Source organism: Kribbella albertanoniae (assembly GCF_004348455.1).
GTDB lineage: Bacteria > Actinomycetota > Actinomycetes > Propionibacteriales > Kribbellaceae > Kribbella > Kribbella albertanoniae.
Genome location: NZ_SMKA01000019.1, coordinates 44,873 through 62,271, shown reverse-complemented (window position 1 = coordinate 62,271; position 17,399 = coordinate 44,873). Strand labels below are relative to the sequence as shown.

Annotated in this window: 14 protein-coding genes, 1 tRNA gene, 1 pseudogene and 1 riboswitch; of the genes and pseudogenes, 13 read left to right on the top strand and 3 right to left on the bottom strand. The window is 68.3% G+C overall.

Annotated elements, in window-relative coordinates:
- Positions 1–108, top strand: a riboswitch (ZMP/ZTP riboswitch).
- 23 nt (positions 109–131) lie between these two features.
- From E1261_RS07715 to E1261_RS07675, 9 genes are all read left to right on the top strand, one after another.
- The gene (locus tag E1261_RS07715) at positions 132–1,004 is read left to right on the top strand and encodes a bifunctional 5,10-methylenetetrahydrofolate dehydrogenase/5,10-methenyltetrahydrofolate cyclohydrolase (protein WP_165952413.1); all 873 of its coding nucleotides are present in this window, start codon (positions 132–134) and stop codon (positions 1,002–1,004) included.
- 42 nt (positions 1,005–1,046) lie between these two features.
- Positions 1,047–1,415 carry a chorismate mutase gene (gene aroH, locus E1261_RS07710; RefSeq protein ID WP_132404088.1) on the top strand — a complete coding sequence of 123 codons (369 nt, stop codon included), beginning with the start codon at positions 1,047–1,049 and terminating at the stop codon, positions 1,413–1,415.
- Entirely contained in the window at positions 1,412–2,476 is a 1,065-nt protein-coding gene (locus E1261_RS07705; protein ID WP_132404085.1) for a prephenate dehydrogenase, read from the top strand. The genes aroH and E1261_RS07705 overlap by 4 nt, the downstream gene beginning before the upstream one ends.
- A gap of 385 nt (positions 2,477–2,861) precedes the next feature.
- Complete coding sequence (cmk, locus tag E1261_RS07700; protein ID WP_132404082.1) at positions 2,862–3,530, top strand: (d)CMP kinase; 669 nt, start codon at positions 2,862–2,864, stop codon at positions 3,528–3,530.
- On the top strand, positions 3,527–4,255 hold the full coding sequence (locus tag E1261_RS07695) for a lysophospholipid acyltransferase family protein (protein ID WP_132404079.1): 729 nt from the start codon (positions 3,527–3,529) through the stop codon (positions 4,253–4,255). The genes cmk and E1261_RS07695 overlap by 4 nt, the downstream gene beginning before the upstream one ends.
- On the top strand, positions 4,248–5,624 hold the full coding sequence (der, locus tag E1261_RS07690; RefSeq protein WP_132404076.1) for a ribosome biogenesis GTPase Der: 1,377 nt from the start codon (positions 4,248–4,250) through the stop codon (positions 5,622–5,624). Before E1261_RS07695 ends, der begins: the two co-directional genes overlap by 8 nt.
- A gap of 102 nt (positions 5,625–5,726) precedes the next feature.
- Entirely contained in the window at positions 5,727–8,036 is a 2,310-nt protein-coding gene (locus E1261_RS07685; RefSeq protein WP_132404073.1) for a sialidase family protein, read from the top strand.
- 54 nt (positions 8,037–8,090) lie between these two features.
- Positions 8,091–8,164: transfer RNA gene (locus E1261_RS07680), tRNA-Pro, on the top strand.
- A 52-nt stretch (positions 8,165–8,216) separates the two neighbouring features.
- Complete coding sequence (locus tag E1261_RS07675) at positions 8,217–8,993, top strand: group I intron-associated PD-(D/E)XK endonuclease (RefSeq protein ID WP_132404070.1); 777 nt, start codon at positions 8,217–8,219, stop codon at positions 8,991–8,993.
- Positions 8,994–9,029: 36 nt separating this feature from the next.
- Here the strand turns inward: E1261_RS07675 and E1261_RS07670 are convergent, their stop codons facing one another.
- The gene (locus E1261_RS07670) at positions 9,030–11,219 is read right to left on the bottom strand and encodes an MMPL family transporter (RefSeq protein ID WP_132404067.1); all 2,190 of its coding nucleotides are present in this window, start codon (positions 11,217–11,219) and stop codon (positions 9,030–9,032) included.
- Positions 11,220–11,302: 83 nt separating this feature from the next.
- Complete coding sequence (locus E1261_RS07665) at positions 11,303–11,845, bottom strand: TetR/AcrR family transcriptional regulator (RefSeq protein ID WP_132404064.1); 543 nt, start codon at positions 11,843–11,845, stop codon at positions 11,303–11,305.
- A 119-nt stretch (positions 11,846–11,964) separates the two neighbouring features.
- On the opposite strand from E1261_RS07665, the gene E1261_RS07660 reads away from it, so the two are divergent.
- The 3 genes from E1261_RS07660 to E1261_RS07650 are packed head-to-tail and all read left to right on the top strand — an operon-like array spanning position 11,965 to position 13,552.
- Complete coding sequence (locus E1261_RS07660; protein WP_202874451.1) at positions 11,965–12,570, top strand: hypothetical protein; 606 nt, start codon at positions 11,965–11,967, stop codon at positions 12,568–12,570.
- Between the two features lie 23 nt (positions 12,571–12,593).
- Complete coding sequence (locus E1261_RS07655) at positions 12,594–12,953, top strand: 5-carboxymethyl-2-hydroxymuconate Delta-isomerase (protein ID WP_132404058.1); 360 nt, start codon at positions 12,594–12,596, stop codon at positions 12,951–12,953.
- Between the two features lie 8 nt (positions 12,954–12,961).
- The gene (locus tag E1261_RS07650; protein WP_132404055.1) at positions 12,962–13,552 is read left to right on the top strand and encodes a macro domain-containing protein; all 591 of its coding nucleotides are present in this window, start codon (positions 12,962–12,964) and stop codon (positions 13,550–13,552) included.
- A 22-nt stretch (positions 13,553–13,574) separates the two neighbouring features.
- On the opposite strand, the gene E1261_RS07645 is transcribed toward E1261_RS07650, so the two are convergent.
- Positions 13,575–14,234, bottom strand: a complete 660-nt coding sequence (locus tag E1261_RS07645; protein WP_132404052.1) for an MBL fold metallo-hydrolase — start codon at positions 14,232–14,234, stop codon at positions 13,575–13,577.
- Positions 14,235–14,447: 213 nt separating this feature from the next.
- On the opposite strand from E1261_RS07645, the pseudogene uvrA reads away from it, so the two are divergent.
- Positions 14,448–17,285, top strand: a pseudogene (uvrA, locus tag E1261_RS07640) (excinuclease ABC subunit UvrA); the annotation flags it as partial.
- Positions 17,286–17,399: the final 114 nt, after the last annotated feature.

Below are 17,399 nucleotides of genomic sequence, written 5' to 3'. Positions count from 1 at the left end.
GGGTGGGGTCGCGACTGGCGTTGAGGTGGAGTACCACCGGGGAGCGATCTGCCGGAGGATCCGGCTGCCGGGTAAGGACCGGCGTTGTCGCGCGCCTGGGCACTCGAGTTGATGCCCGGAGGAGTATGCGGATGACTGCTGAATTGATGATCGGGACCGATCTCGCTGCCGAGATGGTGACGAACGCCGCCGCCCGTGCCGAGAAGTTGCGCGCATCGACCGGTGTGCAGCCGTGTCTGGCGACTGTGCTGGTGGGTGATGATCCCGCGTCCGCGACGTATGTGCGGATGAAGCAGAACCGGAGCAAGAAGGCCGGGATCGGTTCGCGCAGCGTCGTACTGCCGGCCGAGACCACCACCGACGAGCTGGTTGCCGAGCTCACCAAGTTGTCGAACGACCCTGAGGTGCACGGGATTCTGTTGCAGCACCCGGTTCCGGGGCATGTCGATGAGCGCGCGGCGTTCGAGGCGATCGCTCCGGGCAAGGACGTCGACGGGGTGACCATGCATGCGTTCGCGGCAATGGCGTTCGGTGAGCCCGGCTTCCGGTCCTGTACGCCGGGCGGGATCCTGCGGCTGCTCGAGGCGTACGACGTACCGATCGCCGGAGCGCACGCGGTCGTGATCGGCCGCAGCCCGATCCTCGGCAAGCCGGCCGGGATGTTGCTGCTGGCATCGGATGCGACCGTGACCTACACCCACTCGCGGACCGTCGGCCTGCCCGAGATCGTCCGGACCGCGGACATCGTGGTCGCCGCGGTCGGTAAGGCGAACTTCGTCCGCGGCGACTGGCTCAAGCCGGGCGCGGTCGTGATCGATGCCGGATACAACGAAGGCAACGTCGGCGACGTCCACTTCGAGGAAGCGAGCGAGGTCGCGCGCCTGATCACTCCGGTGCCGGGCGGCGTCGGGCCGATGACGATCGCGCTGCTCCTGGAGCAGACGGTCGATGCCGCTGAGGCGCAATCCGAGACGGCTGTCCAGTCCGTGGCCGCTCTGGCCTAGGCTGTCCACGTTGTGAAGAAAGATTGATCGAGGAGGCGTGACGTGGCGGTGCGGGCGATCCGGGGAGCCACCCAGCTGGACGTGGACGAGCGCGAGCATCTGCTCGAGCGGTCCGCCGAGCTGGTGAAGGCGGTCCTGGAGGCGAACGACCTGGACAGTGCCGATCTGATCAGCATCCTGTTCACCGTCACGCCCGACCTGCACGCCGAGTTCCCGGCCGTGGCCGGCCGGCAGATCGGGCTGACCGACGTACCGCTGATGTGCATGCAGGAGATCGACGTACCGCACGCGCTGCCGCGGGTGGTACGGATGATGGTGCACACCGAGACCGAGCGTTCCCGCGACAAGATCCAGCACGTCTACCTGCACGGTGCGTCGGCGCTCCGTCCCGATCTGACAGGTGCTCAGTGAGCGGATTGCGTGGTCCCGTTCGTGTAGTCGGTGCGGGGCTCATCGGTACGTCGATCGGCCTCGCGCTGGCGCGGTTGGGTGTGGTCGTGGAGCTGGTCGACGCGAATCCGGACAACGCGTTGATGGCCGAGCGCATCGGGGCGGGCTCACGGCTCGTGCAGATCGAGCCGCAGTTGGTCGTGGTCGCCGTACCGCCGGATCATGTCGGGGCGGTGATCGCCGAGCAGCTCGCGCAGACCGATGCGGTCGTCACCGACGCGGCGAGCGTGAAGTCGAAGCCGCTGACGGATGCTCGGCTGCTGGCCTCCGACCTGAGCCGGTACGTCGGCAGTCACCCGATGGCCGGTTCGGAGCGCAACGGTCCGTTGGCCGCGCGCGCGGATCTGTTCGACGGCGCGACCTGGGCGATCACCCCGCACTCGTCCAGCTCACCTGAAGCGGTTGAGCTTGTTCGTTGCCTGGCTGAGGCTTGTGGTGCGCGGACGGTCGAGTTGTCCGTCGAGGATCACGACCTGGCGGTTGCCCGGGTCTCGCACCTGCCGCAGCTGATGTCGTCCCTGGCTGCAGGCACGCTTGTCGACGCGCCGAACTCACACCTGCAACTGTCCGGCCAAGGTGTCCGCGACGTGACCCGCATCGCCGCCGGCGACCCGGGCCTGTGGACCCAGATCGTCTCCGCCAACTCCGCCGCCCTGACCGGCCTGCTCGAGCAGATCCGCGACGAACTCGACCGCGTCCTGGTTGCCCTGGGCAAAGAAGAGGCCGGCGACGAACTCACCTCGGTGCTCGCCCGCGGCGTCTCCGGCGCCATCCGCGTCCCCGGCAAACACGGCACCCCGCACATCGAACTGGTCAGCGTCCTGGTCACCATCCCCGACCGCCCCGGCCAGCTCGCCCGCCTCTTCAACGACGCCGCCGCCTCCGGCGCGAACGTCGAAGACCTCCGCATCGACCACAGCCCCGGCCGCCCCGTCGGTGAGGTCGAGCTCCTGGTCAAACCCGGCTCCGACGACCAACTCACCGAAACCCTCACCGCCCGAGGCTGGGTCGTCCACCGCTAGCCGTGTGGGGAAGGTATTGCGCCCGCGAGGCACAACGTGCTCCCCAACCTGCTTGTCGGCCGCCGCGCGCGTGGTCGGCCGAGCTGGCTTGGGGTGGCGCCGGGGGGTGCCCATCGCCGGCCGCATCCGAGCGGCCCGGGGAGCTGCACAAGAACAGGACATATCTGGGTACGTATGCGCTCTCGCCCGCCTGAGGTGGAGCAGGGGACGGGCGATCCGGGCTATACGTCCTGTCGGTCGGGTGATTGGGGAGCGCGGAGTACATGCGCCCGCACGCCTGGTGCCGTGATCGGCCACTGCCAGAAAGTAGCGCGTCCGTTCGCGCAGATTCACAGGTGCACGACCGTGGTCGAGGGTTGTCCCTGGCGGCGGATATTCTCGGGGCATGATCATCGCTGTGGACGGGCCGAGCGGGTCCGGTAAGTCGAGTACCGCTCGGGGCGTGGCCGACCGGCTGGGACTGCGCTTCCTGGACACCGGAGCGACGTACCGGGCGGTGACCTGGTCCGCGATCGAGCACGGGCTGGACCTGGACGACACCGCGGCGGTCGCGCAGCGGGCGCGTGAGTTGCGGCTCGAGCTCAGCACCGACCCGCTGAACCAGTTCGTGATCGCGGACGGGAGCGACATCACCGCCGCGATCCGGGAGCCGCGGATCAGTGAGCAGGTCAGCAAGATCGCGACCAACCTGGACGTCCGCAAGGAGTTGATCCGGCGGCAGCGCGAGATCATCGACGATGCCCAGCCCAGCGGCGGGATCGTGGTCGAGGGGCGCGACATCGCGACCGTGGTCGCCACCGACGCCGAGCTGAAGGTGCTGCTGACCGCGGATCAGGAGGCCCGGCTGGCCCGGCGCGGCGCCGAGCTGGCCGTCGGTTCGGTCACCGCGGAGCAGTTGCGGGACCAGATCGTACGGCGGGACGCGGACGACTCGACCGTGGCGGAGTTCCAGGTCGCGTCGGACGGCGCAGTCACCATCGACTCCACCGATCTCTCGCTGGAGGAGGTCATCGACGTGATCAGCAGACTCGCCAAAGAGGCCTCTACGGAGTGACCGCCGAGATCACGAGGCAGCGCGACCTGCCGCTCACCGACGACCTGCCGCGGCTGCCGTACCGGCTGGCGGTGCCGGTGCGGGCGGTTGCGGCGCGGTACTTCGCGCGGAAGTACGACCTGCGGGTGCATCACGAGGAGCTGTTTCCGCAGAGCGGGCCGGTGCTGATGACGCCGAACCATCTGAGCCTGCTCGACGGGCCACTGCTGGGCGCGATCGCGCCCCGGATGCTGCACCAGCTCGGCAAGATCGAGGCGTTCGGCGGGCTGCAGGGCTGGTTCCTGCGGGCGACCGGCCAGATCCCGATCGACCGTACGTCGTACGACCCGCGCGCGATCCGGCAGTCGATCAAGGTCCTGCGGGACGGGCGGGTGCTGAACATCTACCCGGAGGGCACCCGCGGTACGGGGGATTTCAGCCGGATCCGGCTCGGTACGGCGTACCTGGCGATGGTCACCGGGGCTCCGATCCTGCCGGTGGCGCTGCTCGGGACCAGGCTGCCGGGCGGCGATATCGAGGGTTTTCCACCCGCCGGGAGCCGGGTGGACGTGGTGTACGGCGCACCGTTCCCGATCGACCGCGTATCCTTTCCTAGGCGGCACTCCGACGTACGGGCGGTTGCCGACCAGATCGGCGACATGCTGCGTGCCCATATCAAGGCCGCCGTCGCAGCCACCGGTCACCCGCTCCCGGGTGCGCCAGACAAGAAGGACCCTGATGACTGACCTGCCCACGGGCTACGACTTCGCCGAGCCGACGCATGACGCGGAGGACTCCGGTCCGCTGCCCGTGCTCGCCATCGTCGGCCGGCCGAATGTGGGCAAGTCCACGCTCGTCAACCGCATCATCGGCCGCCGCGAGGCCGTCGTCGAGGACACCCCCGGGGTCACCCGGGACCGCGTCTCGTACGACGCCGACTGGGCCGGCCGCAGCTTCACCGTCGTCGACACCGGCGGCTGGGACCCGGACGCGGTCGGGATGGCCGCGCTGGTGGCCGCCCAGGCCGAGGTCGCGATCAACGCCGCCGACGCGGTGCTGTTCGTGGTGGATGCGACCGTCGGCATCACCGACGCCGACGAGGCCGTCGTCCGGGTGCTGCGCAAGTCCGGGAAGCCGGTCGTGCTCGCGGCCAACAAGGTCGACGACCAGCGGGTCGAGTCCGAGGCGATGAACCTGTGGGGTCTCGGCATCGGCGAGCCGTTCCCGATCTCGGCCATGCACGGCCGGGGGACCGGTGACATGCTCGACGCCGTCCTGGCCGCGCTGCCCGAGGCGCCGCCGGAGCGCGACGCCGCGGCCGGCGGCCCGCGCCGGATCGCGATCGTCGGCAAACCGAACGTCGGCAAGTCGTCACTGCTGAACAAGGTCGCCAAGGAGGACCGGGTCGTCGTCAGCGACATCGCCGGGACCACGGTCGACCCGGTCGACGAGCTGATCACGCTGGTCGGCAAGGAGTGGCGGTTCATCGACACCGCCGGTATCCGGCGCAAGGTCAAGAACGTCCAGGGCCACGAGTACTACGCCTCCCTGCGGACCAACGCCGCGATCGAGCGGGCCGAGGTCGTGGTCGTGGTGGTCGACGCGTCCGAGCCGATGACCGAGCAGGACATCCGGATCATGAACTCGGTCGAGGAGGCCGGTAAGGCCCTCGTCATCGCCTACAACAAGTGGGACCTGGTCGACGAGGACCGGCGGTACTACCTGGAGAAGGAGATCGACCGGGACCTGGTCCAGTTCCGCTGGGCGCCGCGGGTGAACATCAGCGCGCTGACCGGCCGGCACATGGAGAAGCTGGTCCCGGCGATCGAGGCCGCGCTCGAGGGCTGGCAGACGCGGGTCCCGACGGGTCAGCTGAACGCGTTCCTCGGCCGGCTGGTGGCGGCCCACCCGCACCCGGTGCGGTCCGGCAAGCAGCCGAAGATCCTGTTCGGTACGCAGGCGACCACGATGCCGCCGACGTTCGCGATCTTCACGTCCGGCGCGATCGAGCCGTCGTACCAGCGGTTCATCGAGCGCCGGCTGCGCGAGGACTTCGGCTTCGTCGGGAGCCCGGTGCACGTCCAGATCCGGCCGCGGAAGAAGCAGAAGCGCTAGCGGGTATTTGCTAGAGACCATTCGATCGGTCTCGAACAGATAGCGAGCGGGTAGGGCCTCCGGCAGGCTGCGTGTCCTCGACACGCTCCTCGGAGGCCGCCCGTGCTCAGTCATGTCAAACGCGGAAAACTTGCGCTCGCCCTTGCTCTCGTGGCTGGGCTACTGGTCGCCGTCCCGGTGACCTCGGCGGCTGCCGAACCTGTCGGAGTCGTCCGGGCCTACGAGGTCGAGCCGGTCGGTGGTGTGCCATCCGGCTGTACGACGCCCGCCGGCAAGGGCACCGCGGTCGTCAGCGGAGAACGCGGCGTTCACGAGAGTCAGCGTTCTCTGCTCGTGAACGACGTTTCTACCGCGTCGCACACCGTGATCGTGTGCCCGCTCGATCCTGCGCCGAGTACGTCGCTCTCGTTCTCCGTGTACCCGGCGACTCTCCAGAACGGGTTTCTGGTCAGCCTGAACGGCCGCTGGCAAGGCGGTACGGCCGGGACGATCTACCACCTGAACGTTCTGCCGAACGGCTCGATCCAGTGGTACGACGGCGCTCGGTGGACGCCGTTCGCCGCGGCCGGGACCGTACCAATAGGGGCCTGGAGCAACGTTCGGATCGAGGCCGGATCCCAGTCGGCACAGGTGTTCGTGGGTGCGCAGGCGGTTGGTACGGCCTCGCGCGCCGGGTCGGCGGGTGTCCTCGAGCTGAGCGGCTACCAGCTCGGGAGCAACGGGACGGTGCCTCAGGGGGACCGGGTTTTCTTCGACGACGTGCGGACGACGGCCGGCCGCGGATTCGAGTCCGAGGCGATCGGCGCCGTACCGGCTGGGTGTGTGACGCCGGCCGGCAAGGCGGCCGCGGTCGTGAGCGATCTCCGCGCGTTCACCGGAGAGCGCTCTCTGCAGATCAACGACCGGGCCACGACACTCCAGAACGTGATCTCGTGCCCCTCCGTTCCCCAGCGCGGCATTGATCTCGCGTTCTCGGCGTACCCGCTGGCGCTGGAGAACGGGTTTCTCGTGTCTCTGCGCGGGCACTTCGAGGGCCAGGCGGGGGAGCAGGTCGTGTTCCATCTGGCGATCCAGTCCGACGGGAGCTTGCGCTGGTACGACGGCGCTGCCTGGACGACCGTGAGCCCACCAGGCGTCGTACGGGTCGGGGCTTGGAATCAGCTGGGTGTGCGGGTGGCGTCTGATCAGGAAGAGGTCCAGCTCACTGTGAACGGCGTCCGGCAGTTGGCCGGGGGACCGTGGGGGATGCGGCGAGTCACCGACATCACCGGCTTCGACCTGTCCAGCAACGGCACCGCGCCGGCGGGGGACGAGGTGTTCTTCGACGACATCTCCGGGCTGACCGCTCCCGCCGTACAGCCGCCGGGAGCCGTCTCTGTCGGTCAGCCGGTGACGATCGAGCAGGCGAACGGTTCGCTGCTGCAGATGCCGCACGCGTCGGCGAACACCGGCTCCGAAGCCCTCGTCACGTACGCCGCCCACGCCGACGCGACCAACAGCACCGGCACCCGCTTCGCGACCTCGGCCGACCAGGGCACCAGTTGGCGACGTGAAGATGCGCGCAATCCGTTCCCGAACGAGCAGTCGTACAACCTGTCGACGTTGCGGAACGGCGACGTACTCGCGCTCTCGTACCACACCTTCATGCGCGCCGGGAACCGAAGTGCCGACGTGGAAACCAAGCTCTCGCAGGACGGCGGCAAGACCTGGGGGCCGGTGCGGGTCGGTGCGATGACGACACCGCAGACGATGAAGCCGATCAGCTCAACCACCAGCCGGCCCGGCCGCACCATGGGCGGCTTCGTCCTCGTCCACAGTGTCGTCGAGGATCCGGACGGCACTCTCTACCTGTCGGCGTACGGGTACTACGACGGCGACACCCGCTACCGCCAGCTGATCCTGCGCTCCACCGACGGCGGCCTGAACTGGTCGACCCAAGGAACCGTCGCCTACAACGGCACCCAGCCCGGCGAAGGCTTCTGCGAAGCCGGCATCCAGCGCGTCGCCGACGGCTCCCTGCTCGCCGTCATGCGCACCGGCTGGTACCTGAACATGTACGTGTCCCGCTCCACCGACAACGGCCGCACCTGGAGCGCACCCACCGTCCTCAAGTCCTCGAACGGCGTCCCCACCATCGGCGTCTACCCGAGCATGGTCCTGATGCCCGACAACCGCCTCGTCCTCTACTACGGCCGCCCCGGCCAGTCCGTCATGATCTCCGACGACGGCAGCGGCCACACCTGGTCCCCACCCACCTACGTCGACTACCGCAACAGCGCCAACGGCAGCCTCGTCCCCACCGGTCCCAACACCCTCCTGAGCTTCGGCGACCGAGGCGCCAACTGGTCCGTCAACAAACCCCCGACAGCCTCAGTCTGGTCCCGAACCATCACCCTCCCACCCCGTTCATAACCACCCCTCGGCATGGGGTAAGGTTCTTCCTGCTCGCTTCTTCGGAACGAGCATCGGGCCGTGGCGTAGTTTGGTAACGCGTTCGGCTGGGGGCCGAAAGATCGCAGGTTCAAATCCTGTCGGCCCGACCCCCAAAAGAGGGGCACCGATTCTGTCGGTGCCCCTCTTTAGCTTTGTCCCATGAAGACTCTGGGGGATCGACGCAAGTGGACCGATGACGACCTTTGCTCGGCCATGAAGAACAACCATTCCTGGCGCGGCGTTGCGCGTGCGCTGGGCCTGAAAGACACGTCAGCCGGGGTGATCCGGACCCTGAAGCGGCACGCCGGCCGACTCGGGCTTGGGGCGGCCCATTTCACCGGCCAGCGCCTGTGGTCGGACGACCGGTTGCGGGAAGCGGTGCCTTCGGCGAGCTCTTGGGCTGAGGTGCTGATCGCGATCGATGTCATCGACAACGGTGCGAATCGGGCACGCATCAAGGGACACGCGATCCGATTGGGTCTGGACTTCACGCACCTCAAGAGTCCGCGCGAGGCAGCGGCCGAAGGCGATCTGTTCAATCAACCTGCCCGGTTGGAGGAGCTGCGGTATGCAGCCTCATCGGTTGCCATGGCCTGGTTCAGGTTGCGCGGATGCGCCGTGGCATTGCCGGTCGAGCCCCAGGAGTACGACCTGCTGGTCACCACGGCGAAGGGCGTACAGCGTGTTCAGGTCAAGTCGTGCTCCGCGCGCAATGGCAGGGGTTACTGGGATGTCGGCATCGGTCGGCGCCCATACACGCTCGACAAGACCGCGAGCAAGATGCCGTACGACCCAGAGACAATCGATCTGTTCTTCATCCTGCTGGGCGACGGAAGCATCTATGTCATTCCGAGTTCAGTGCTCGCGGGCAAGGTCTCGATCTCGGCCGACGGCTATTCGGCGTACCGCGTGGGTGACGCATCGAGTTTGCTGTAGGGAGTGGGCACCGCCCAGCGGTGCCCACTCACAGGGTCAGTGGGCGTCGACCAGTTCCTTCTGTTTGGGCTGCTCTTCCACGCGCAGCGACTCGCCTTCGATGTCGACGTTGGGGGTGATGCGGTCGAGCCACTTCGGGAACCACCAGGCGGCCTTGCCGAGGAGGCTGAGGACGGCTGGTACCAAGGTCATCCGGACGATGAAGGCGTCGATCAGGACGCCGATGGTGAGGCCGAAGCCGATGGTTTTGATGATCGGGTCGTGGACCAGGATGAAGCCGGCGAAGACCGACGCCATGATCAGGGCGGCGGCGGTGACGACGCGGGCGCCGTGGCCGAGACCTTCTACGGTGGCCGGGGTGGCGGCCTTGCCGTGCACGAACTCCTCGCGGACGCGGGAGACGATGAAGACCTCGTAGTCCATCGCGAGGCCGAACAGGATGCCCATCATGATGATCGGCAGGAAGCTCACCATCGGGCCCGGGTTGTCGATCCCGAACAGGCTCGCGAGGTGCCCCTCCTGGAAGACGGCGACGGTGATGCCGAAGGTCGCGCCGATCGTCAGGACGAAGCCGAGGGTCGCCTTGAGCGGGACCAGGATCGAGCGGAAGGCGAGCAGCAGGAGGAGGAACGACAAGCCGACGATGAGGAAGAGATAGATCGGCAGTGCGTCGGCCAGCTTCTGCGAGACGTCGACTCCGACGGCGGTGTTACCGGTCACCGAGATCGTTGCGCCGTTCGTGGCAAGCGGCTGCACTGTGGCCCGGACGTTCTTGACCAGGTCGCTGGTCGCCTCGGTGGCGGGGCCGCTCTTCGGGATGACCTGCAGCAACTGCGTCGTACCGTCCGGGCTGGCCGCTGCGGGCTGCGCCGCGATGACGTCGGGCAGACTCGGGACCTTCGCCAGCACCTGCTGGACCAACGCGCCGGACTGCTTCGGGTCGTTGCTCTTCACCACGACGATCAGCGGACCGTTGGCACCGGGGCCGAAGGCCTCGGCGGTCAGGTCGTACGCGACCCGCTGGTGACTGCCGGCCGCGGCCGAAGCGCCGTCGGGCAGTGCGAGCCGCATGTCCTTGGCCGGGATCGCGAGCAGGCCGAGCCCGATGATGCCGAGAGCAACGATCGGGACGCGGAAGCGGGTGACGAAATGGGCCCACCGGAAGCCCCATCCCTCGGTTGGCGTGCTCTCGGTCGGCGTGTCTGCGGTCGATGCCTTGCGGAGCTTCCGCGGCAGGATGCGGTTGCCGATGAAGCCGAGCATGGCCGGCAGCAGCGTGAGGGCGACCAGTACGGCGGTCAGCACGGTCGCGGCGGCTGCGATTCCCATCGCGGTCAGGAACGGTACGCCGACCACGGACAGACCGGCCAGTGCGATCACCACGGTCGCCCCGGCGAACAGTACGGCGGAACCGGCGGTCGCGGTCGCCCGCGCCACGGATTCCTCGGCATCCATGCCCTCGGCGAGCTGGGTGCGGTGCCGCGAGCTGATGAACAACGCGTAGTCGATCCCCACCGCGAGCCCGAGCATCAGCGCGAGGATCGGGCCGGTCGACGACACGTCGGTGAACGCGGTCACGATGAACAATCCGGCCATCCCGGCCAGTACGCCGAGGAGTGCGGTCAGCAGCGTCATTCCAGCCGCGACGAGCGAGCCGAAGGTGATGACGAGCACGAGCGCGGCGACGACGACACCGATAACCTCGGTGGCACCGATTTCCGGCACACCGGCGACGATCTGGCCGCCTGGCACGACCTGCAGCTCGTTCGTGCTGAGGCCGGACAGGCCGTCGTACCCCTCGGTGCTCGGCTTGGACAGCTCGTCGGCCGGCTTGGCGAACTGGACGCTGATCAGGCCGGTCCGTCCGTCCGGGCTGATCGCCTTGCTGGTGAACGGGTCGATCGCGGCGATCACCTCGGGCACCTGAGTCGCCTTGGCGACGGTCGCTTCGACGGCGGCCTTCACTGTCGGGTCGGTCAGGGTTTTGCCGTCCGCGGCCTTGACCACGACGGTCGCCGACGCGCCGCTGGCGGCCGGCAGATCCTGCTTGAGGGCGTCGAGTGCGCGCTGCGACTCGGTTCCGGGGATGGAGAACGTGTTGGTGGTCGTGCCACCGAGGGCCAGCGCACCGACGCCGAGCGCGACGATGATCACCGCCCAGATCGCGGCGACGAGGCGCCGGCGCTGGTAGGAGAACCGGCCGAGCCGGTACAGGAGGTTGGCCATCGGAAGGCATCCGTTTCTGACGTGCGGGCAGAAGCCGACCGCCCGTCGTACCTCGGCAGGCCGGTGAATCGGGTGGGGCGGGTTCAGTTGGGTCTGAGCAGGCGGCGCAGGGCGACGTCGCAGAGGTGGCGCATCTCGTCGTCGGTCCGCTCACCGGGTCGCCGGCACGCGCCGAGCAGCCCGTTGATGGCGAAGCTGGCCACGCTCAGCTCCAGCGGATCGTCGGATCCGGCCAGGAACTCCGTCATCCGCAGACCATCGGCGACCAGTTGCGCGAACTCCGGCATCTCCTCGATGACCGGGATCAGCTCCTGGACGACGTCGATGACTCCGCGGTAGCGGACGGACAGTTCGGTGAACCGGCCGATCGTGTACTCCTGCGCCTCGTCGCGCTCCAGCTGAGCGGCGGCAGCGACAAGCTCCGCCAGATCGGCTTTGGCGGGCTCCAGAACGGCGGCCAGCACAGCCGGCTTGCCGTTGAAGTGATAGAGCACGGTCGCCTTGGAACAGCCCGCGGCCGTCGCGATGTCCTGCAACGACACCGCGCCGTACCCTCGCCCCTGGAACAGCCGCATCGCCTGCCGCACGATCTCGTGCCGGGTGCGCTCACGGGCCGGAGTGGTCATACCGGCATCTTGCCTGACCGATCGGCCAGTTTTCAACCGATCGGTCAGGATTGTGCCCCGCATCACGAAAACCACAGGCGCTCCAGGCGGGAACGCGGCACACTCGCGAGGTGATCGCCATGCAGCCCATCCTCGAGCTCACCAAGTCCTACGGCTTCGACCTCTGGCCGGTCATCGAGCCCGAGACGTACGCCTGGTTCCCGCTCAGTGGCGAGCTCACGCCAGCCGAAGTCGGTACGGCGGTCTGGTGCATCGTGGACTACAACGACGACCCCGAGGACGCCGCTCGGCCCGCTGATCCTGTCGACGCCTTCCTGTTCGGGATGCTCACGGCGGACCTGGCGATCGTGGCCGGCGGTTTGCGGGTCGTCGACGATTCCACCGGTACGACGTTCGTGCCCGGCTGCTGTGATGGCCTGGAGGACTGGCGCGAGTGGCGGCGGCTGCTCAGCCCCGGCGGCCGGATCGCCTTCGGTCACCCGCCCGTGTCGCCGCTGGCCGAGCGGGTCGGCGACAAGATCCTGCTCACGGTCGACGCCGAGCAGGACACCAGCCCCACGATCGAACTGACCGACGCGGATCTGACCCGAACGCTCGCCGGAGTCGAGCGCGATCTGACCGACTTCCTGGGACTGGTCGTCGAGTGGGCGCCGCAGCACCTGCCTGGCCGCGAGGCCGCGGTGATCACCGCCATCGCCGGGGTGCTCGACCTGCCGGTGCCCTGACGGGCCGCCGCCATACTGGGGGCATGCCGCAGATCACCGTTGAGTATTCAGAGTCCCTCGCGGAGGCCTTCGACCGCCGCGGCTTCGCACTCGCGCTCCACCCCGCCGCAGCCGACCTGATCGGCAGCTCGGTCCCGGGCTTCAAAACCCGCTTCGTCCGCCTGGACGACGCGGTCATCGGCACCGGCGACCCCGCCGAAGCGATGATTCACATCAGCATCGCCGTCCTCCCCGGCCGCGACGCCGCGCTCAAGGACCGTCTCGGTGACCTGACCCTCACCACCCTCGCCGACCACCTGAAGCCCACCCCGGACCTCAACACTCAGCTAACCGTCGAAATCCGCGACCTCGCGACGTACCACAAATGGGCTGCTGATCTGTGAGTCGAAACGTGCCTGACACCGCGCGCCTGCTGCTCGTCGACCTCGATCGCGATCTCGTGGACGCGTGGCGTCTCGCCTTGGCGGACGAGATCGCAGCCGGCACGGTCGACGTACGGTGTGGGTCTCTGCTCGACGCGCTGCCGGAGGTCGACGCCGTCATCACCGCGGGGAACAGCTACGGCCAGATGGATGGTGGTGTGGACCGCGTCCTGTCCCAGCACTGGCCGGAGGTTCAGCGGGCAGTGTGGGGTGCAATCGCGGACGAGTACGACGGCTATCTGCCGGTCGGATCCGCGTGCGTAGTCCCAACTGGCGAGTCGGCCTGCGGCTGGTTGGTTTACGCGCCGACCATGCGGGTGCCGATGCCGCTGGCCGGGGGACTGGAGATGGCTGTGCACGACGCGTTCTGGGCCGCGCTGGTCGCCGTACGGCGCCAGCCTGGAGTGCAGGTCGTTGCTGCGCCCGGGTTCGGGACGGGGTACGGGCGGGTGTCACCGGCGCGCGCTGCCCAGCTGATGGCCGCAGCGGTCACGATGTGGCGGCTGCCGGCAACGACCAGGATCTCGCAGCGGGAAGGGCTCCTGCGCCCCGAGGTATAGCGGCCGGGGCGCAGGCATCGGTTCACCAGCCGCGTTCTCTCCACTCCTCAACGTGGGGGCGCTCGGTGCCGAGGGTGGTGTCGGCGCCGTGGCCGGGGTAGACCCAGGTTTCGTCGGGGAGGGTGCCGAAGAGTTTGGTGTCTACGTCGTTCACGAGGGACTCGAAGCGTTTCGGGTCTTTGTCGGTGTTGCCGACGCCGCCGGGGAAGAGACAGTCGCCGGTGAAGACGTGCGGGGCGCCGTCGGGGTCGTCGTAGACGAGGGCGATGGAGCCGGGGGTGTGGCCGACCAGGTGGATGACGCGCAGGCTGCAGTCGCCGACGGAGATCTGGTCGCCTTCGTCGGCGAGCTGGTCGGTCGGTACGTCGATGCCTTCGGCGTCGTAGCGGCCGGCGACGGTCGTGGCGCCGGTGCGGGCGACGACCTCGGCCAGCGCCTGCCAGTGGTCGCCGTGGCGGTGGGTGGTGACGATCCGGGCCAGGCCGCCGTCGCCGATCAGGGTCAGCAGCGTGCTCGCGTCGTTCGCGGCGTCGATCAGGACCTGCTCGTCGGTCTGCCGGCAGCGCAGCAGGTAGGCGTTGTTGTTCATCGGGCCGACCGCGACCTTGGTGATCATCAGCTTGGCCAGCTCGTGGGTCTGTGCGGGCCCGCCGACCTCGACGTTTCCGTGGTACTCCGGCATGCGCCATCTCCCTGGATTCTCGGTACTGACCTCGATCCTCGCACCTGCGCCGATTTGCGCGACAGTGCCGATTTGCACGGGACCCCGGTTTCGATCGAATATACTTTCGAACACGGCTGCTCCGCTCGGCAGCTGGAAGTTTTTGTCGGTGGGCCTCGTTAGCATCACGGGGCATGCCCCGGTCAACCCCCGAGAACGTCTGAGAGTGAGCTTGTGTCTGACCGTCTGATCGTGCGCGGAGCACGTGAGCACAACCTGAAGGACGTCTCGGTCGACCTGCCCCGGGACGCGATGATCGTGTTCACCGGGCTGTCCGGTTCCGGGAAGTCGAGCCTGGCCTTCGACACGATCTTCGCCGAGGGCCAGCGGCGGTACGTCGAGTCGCTGTCGGCGTATGCGCGGCAGTTCCTCGGCCAGATGGACAAACCCGACGTGGACTTCATCGAGGGGCTGTCGCCGGCCGTCTCGATCGACCAGAAGTCGACCTCGCGCAACCCGCGCTCGACGGTCGGCACGATCACCGAGGTCTACGACTACCTGCGGCTGCTGTTCGCCCGGGCCGGCCGGCCGCACTGCCCCGAGTGCGGTGAGGCGATCGCGCGGCAGACCCCGCAGCAGATCGTCGACCGGGTGCTCGAGCTGGCCGAGGGGACGCGTTTCCAGGTGCTGGCCCCGGTCGTCCGCGGCCGCAAGGGGGAGTACGTCGATCTTTTCCGCCAGCTCAGTGGTCAGGGGTTCGCGCGGGCCCGGGTGGACGGTGAGATCATCCAGCTCACCGAGCCGCCGAAGCTGGACAAGCAGAAGAAGCACACCATCGAGGTGGTCGTCGACCGGCTCGCGGTGAAGAGCTCGGCCAAGCAGCGGCTGACCGACTCGGTCGAAACGGCGCTGAATCTGGCCAGCGGTCTGCTCCTGCTCGACTTCGTCGACCTGCCGGAGAAAGACCCGGGCCGCGAGCGCCGGTTCTCCGAGAAGCTCGCCTGCCCGAACGATCACCCTCTCGCGATCGACGAGCTGGAGCCGCGGTCGTTCTCGTTCAACTCGCCGTACGGCGCCTGCCCGGTCTGCACCGGCCTTGGTACCCGGATGGAGGTGGACCCGGAGCTCCTGGTCCCCGACCCGGAGAAGTCGCTCGACGAGGGCGCCATCCAGCCGTGGTCCGGGGCGAACGTCTCGCAGTACTTCGAGCGTCTGCTCGCCGCGCTGGCCAAGGACCTGAAGATCAAGACCACGACACCGTTCGCCGAGCTGCCGGCCAAGGCGAAGAAGTCGCTGCTCACCGGTCACGACAAGCAGGTGCACGTCTCCTACCAGAACCGCTACGGCCGCGAGCGGTCGTACTACACGACCTTCGAAGGCGTGATCCCGTACGTCGAGCGCCGGCACGCCGAGGCGTCCAGCGACACCGGCCGGGAACGCTTCGAGGAGTACATGCGTGAGGTGCCGTGCCTGGCCTGCAACGGCGCCCGGCTGAAGCCGATCTCGCTCGCGGTCACCCTCGGCGGGAAGAACATCGCCGAGATCAGCGCGATGTCGATCGACGAGGTGCACGACTTTCTCCGCGGGATGGAGCTGTCGCCGCGCGAGAAGCAGATCGCCGAGCGGGTGGTGAAGGAGATCGGCGAGCGGCTGCGGTTCCTGCTCGACGTCGGTCTGGACTACCTGGCGCTGAGCCGCCCGGCCGGTTCGCTGTCCGGTGGTGAGGCGCAGCGGATCCGGCTCGCGACCCAGATCGGGTCCGGTCTGGTCGGCGTGCTGTATGTCCTCGACGAGCCGTCGATCGGTCTGCACCAGCGGGACAACCGGCGGCTGATCGACACCCTGGTCCGGCTGAAGGACCTCGGCAACACGCTGATCGTCGTCGAGCACGACGAGGACACCATCGACCACGCCGACTGGGTGGTCGACATCGGCCCGGGCGCGGGGGAGCACGGCGGCCAGGTCGTCGTCTCCGGCACGGTCGAGGATCTGCGCAACCACCCGGACTCGATCACCGGTGCCTACATCTCCGGCCGCCGGGAGATCCCGATCCCGGCGATCCGCCGGCCGCTCACCGAAGGCCGCGAGCTCACGGTGTACGGCGCCCGCCAGAACAACCTGCAGGACATCGACGTGACCATCCCGCTCGGGGTGTTCGTCGCGGTCACCGGCGTGTCCGGCTCGGGGAAGTCGACGCTGGTGAACGACATCCTCTACACGTCACTGGCGCGGCAGATCTACGGCGCCCGTGCGGTGCCCGGCCGGCACACCAAGATCTCCGGTATGGACCAGGTCGACAAGGTCATCCACGTCGACCAGTCACCGATCGGGCGGACCCCCCGATCGAACCCGGCGACGTACACGGGAGTCTGGGACCATGTCCGCAAGCTGTTCGCGGAGACGCCCGAGGCGAAGGTCCGTGGGTATCTGCAGGGCCGGTTCTCGTTCAACGTCAAGGGCGGCCGCTGCGAGGCCTGCTCCGGTGACGGCACGCTGAAGATCGAGATGAACTTCCTGCCGGACGTCTACGTCCCGTGCGAGGTCTGCCACGGCGCGCGGTACAACCGCGAGACGCTCGAGGTGCACTACAAGGGCAAGACGGTCGCCGACGTGCTGGACATGCCGATCGAGGAGGCGGCGGAGTTCTTCGCCGCGATCCCGGCGATCTCGCGGCACCTGACCACGCTGGTCGAGGTCGGTCTCGGGTATGTCCGGCTCGGGCAGCCGGCGCCGACGCTGTCCGGTGGTGAGGCGCAGCGCGTGAAGCTGGCGTCCGAGCTGCAGCGGCGGTCGACCGGCCGCACCGTTTACGTGCTGGACGAGCCGACCACGGGTCTGCACTTCGAAGACATCCGCAAACTGCTCGGTGTGCTCGGCGGGCTCGTCGACAAGGGCAACTCGGTGCTGGTCATCGAGCACAACCTCGACGTGATCAAGACCGCCGACTGGATCATCGACCTCGGCCCGGACGGCGGCCGCCGCGGTGGCACGCTGGTCGGGGAGGGGACCCCGGAGGAGATCGCGGCGAACCCCGCGTCGTACACGGGTGAGTTCCTCAAGGAGATCCTGGCCGGTCGCGCCGCGAAGCCGAGCGCCAAGGTGCTGGCGGCCGAGGCCAAGGTGCTGCCCGTCAAGAAGGTCGCCGCGAAGAAGGCCCCGGCCAAGGCGGCCGCAACGAAGGTTGCC

Coding starts and splice junctions, on each gene's coding strand:
- E1261_RS07715 (WP_165952413.1), top strand. CDS start 132: ATGACTGCTGAATTGATGATCGGGACCGATCTCGCTGCCGAGATGGTG.
- cmk (WP_132404082.1), top strand. CDS start 2,862: ATGATCATCGCTGTGGACGGGCCGAGCGGGTCCGGTAAGTCGAGTACC.
- der (WP_132404076.1), top strand. CDS start 4,248: ATGACTGACCTGCCCACGGGCTACGACTTCGCCGAGCCGACGCATGAC.
- E1261_RS07675 (WP_132404070.1), top strand. CDS start 8,217: ATGAAGACTCTGGGGGATCGACGCAAGTGGACCGATGACGACCTTTGC.
- E1261_RS07670 (WP_132404067.1), bottom strand. CDS start 11,219: ATGGCCAACCTCCTGTACCGGCTCGGCCGGTTCTCCTACCAGCGCCGG.
- E1261_RS07665 (WP_132404064.1), bottom strand. CDS start 11,845: ATGACCACTCCGGCCCGTGAGCGCACCCGGCACGAGATCGTGCGGCAG.
- E1261_RS07660 (WP_202874451.1), top strand. CDS start 11,965: ATGCAGCCCATCCTCGAGCTCACCAAGTCCTACGGCTTCGACCTCTGG.
- E1261_RS07655 (WP_132404058.1), top strand. CDS start 12,594: ATGCCGCAGATCACCGTTGAGTATTCAGAGTCCCTCGCGGAGGCCTTC.
- E1261_RS07645 (WP_132404052.1), bottom strand. CDS start 14,234: ATGCCGGAGTACCACGGAAACGTCGAGGTCGGCGGGCCCGCACAGACC.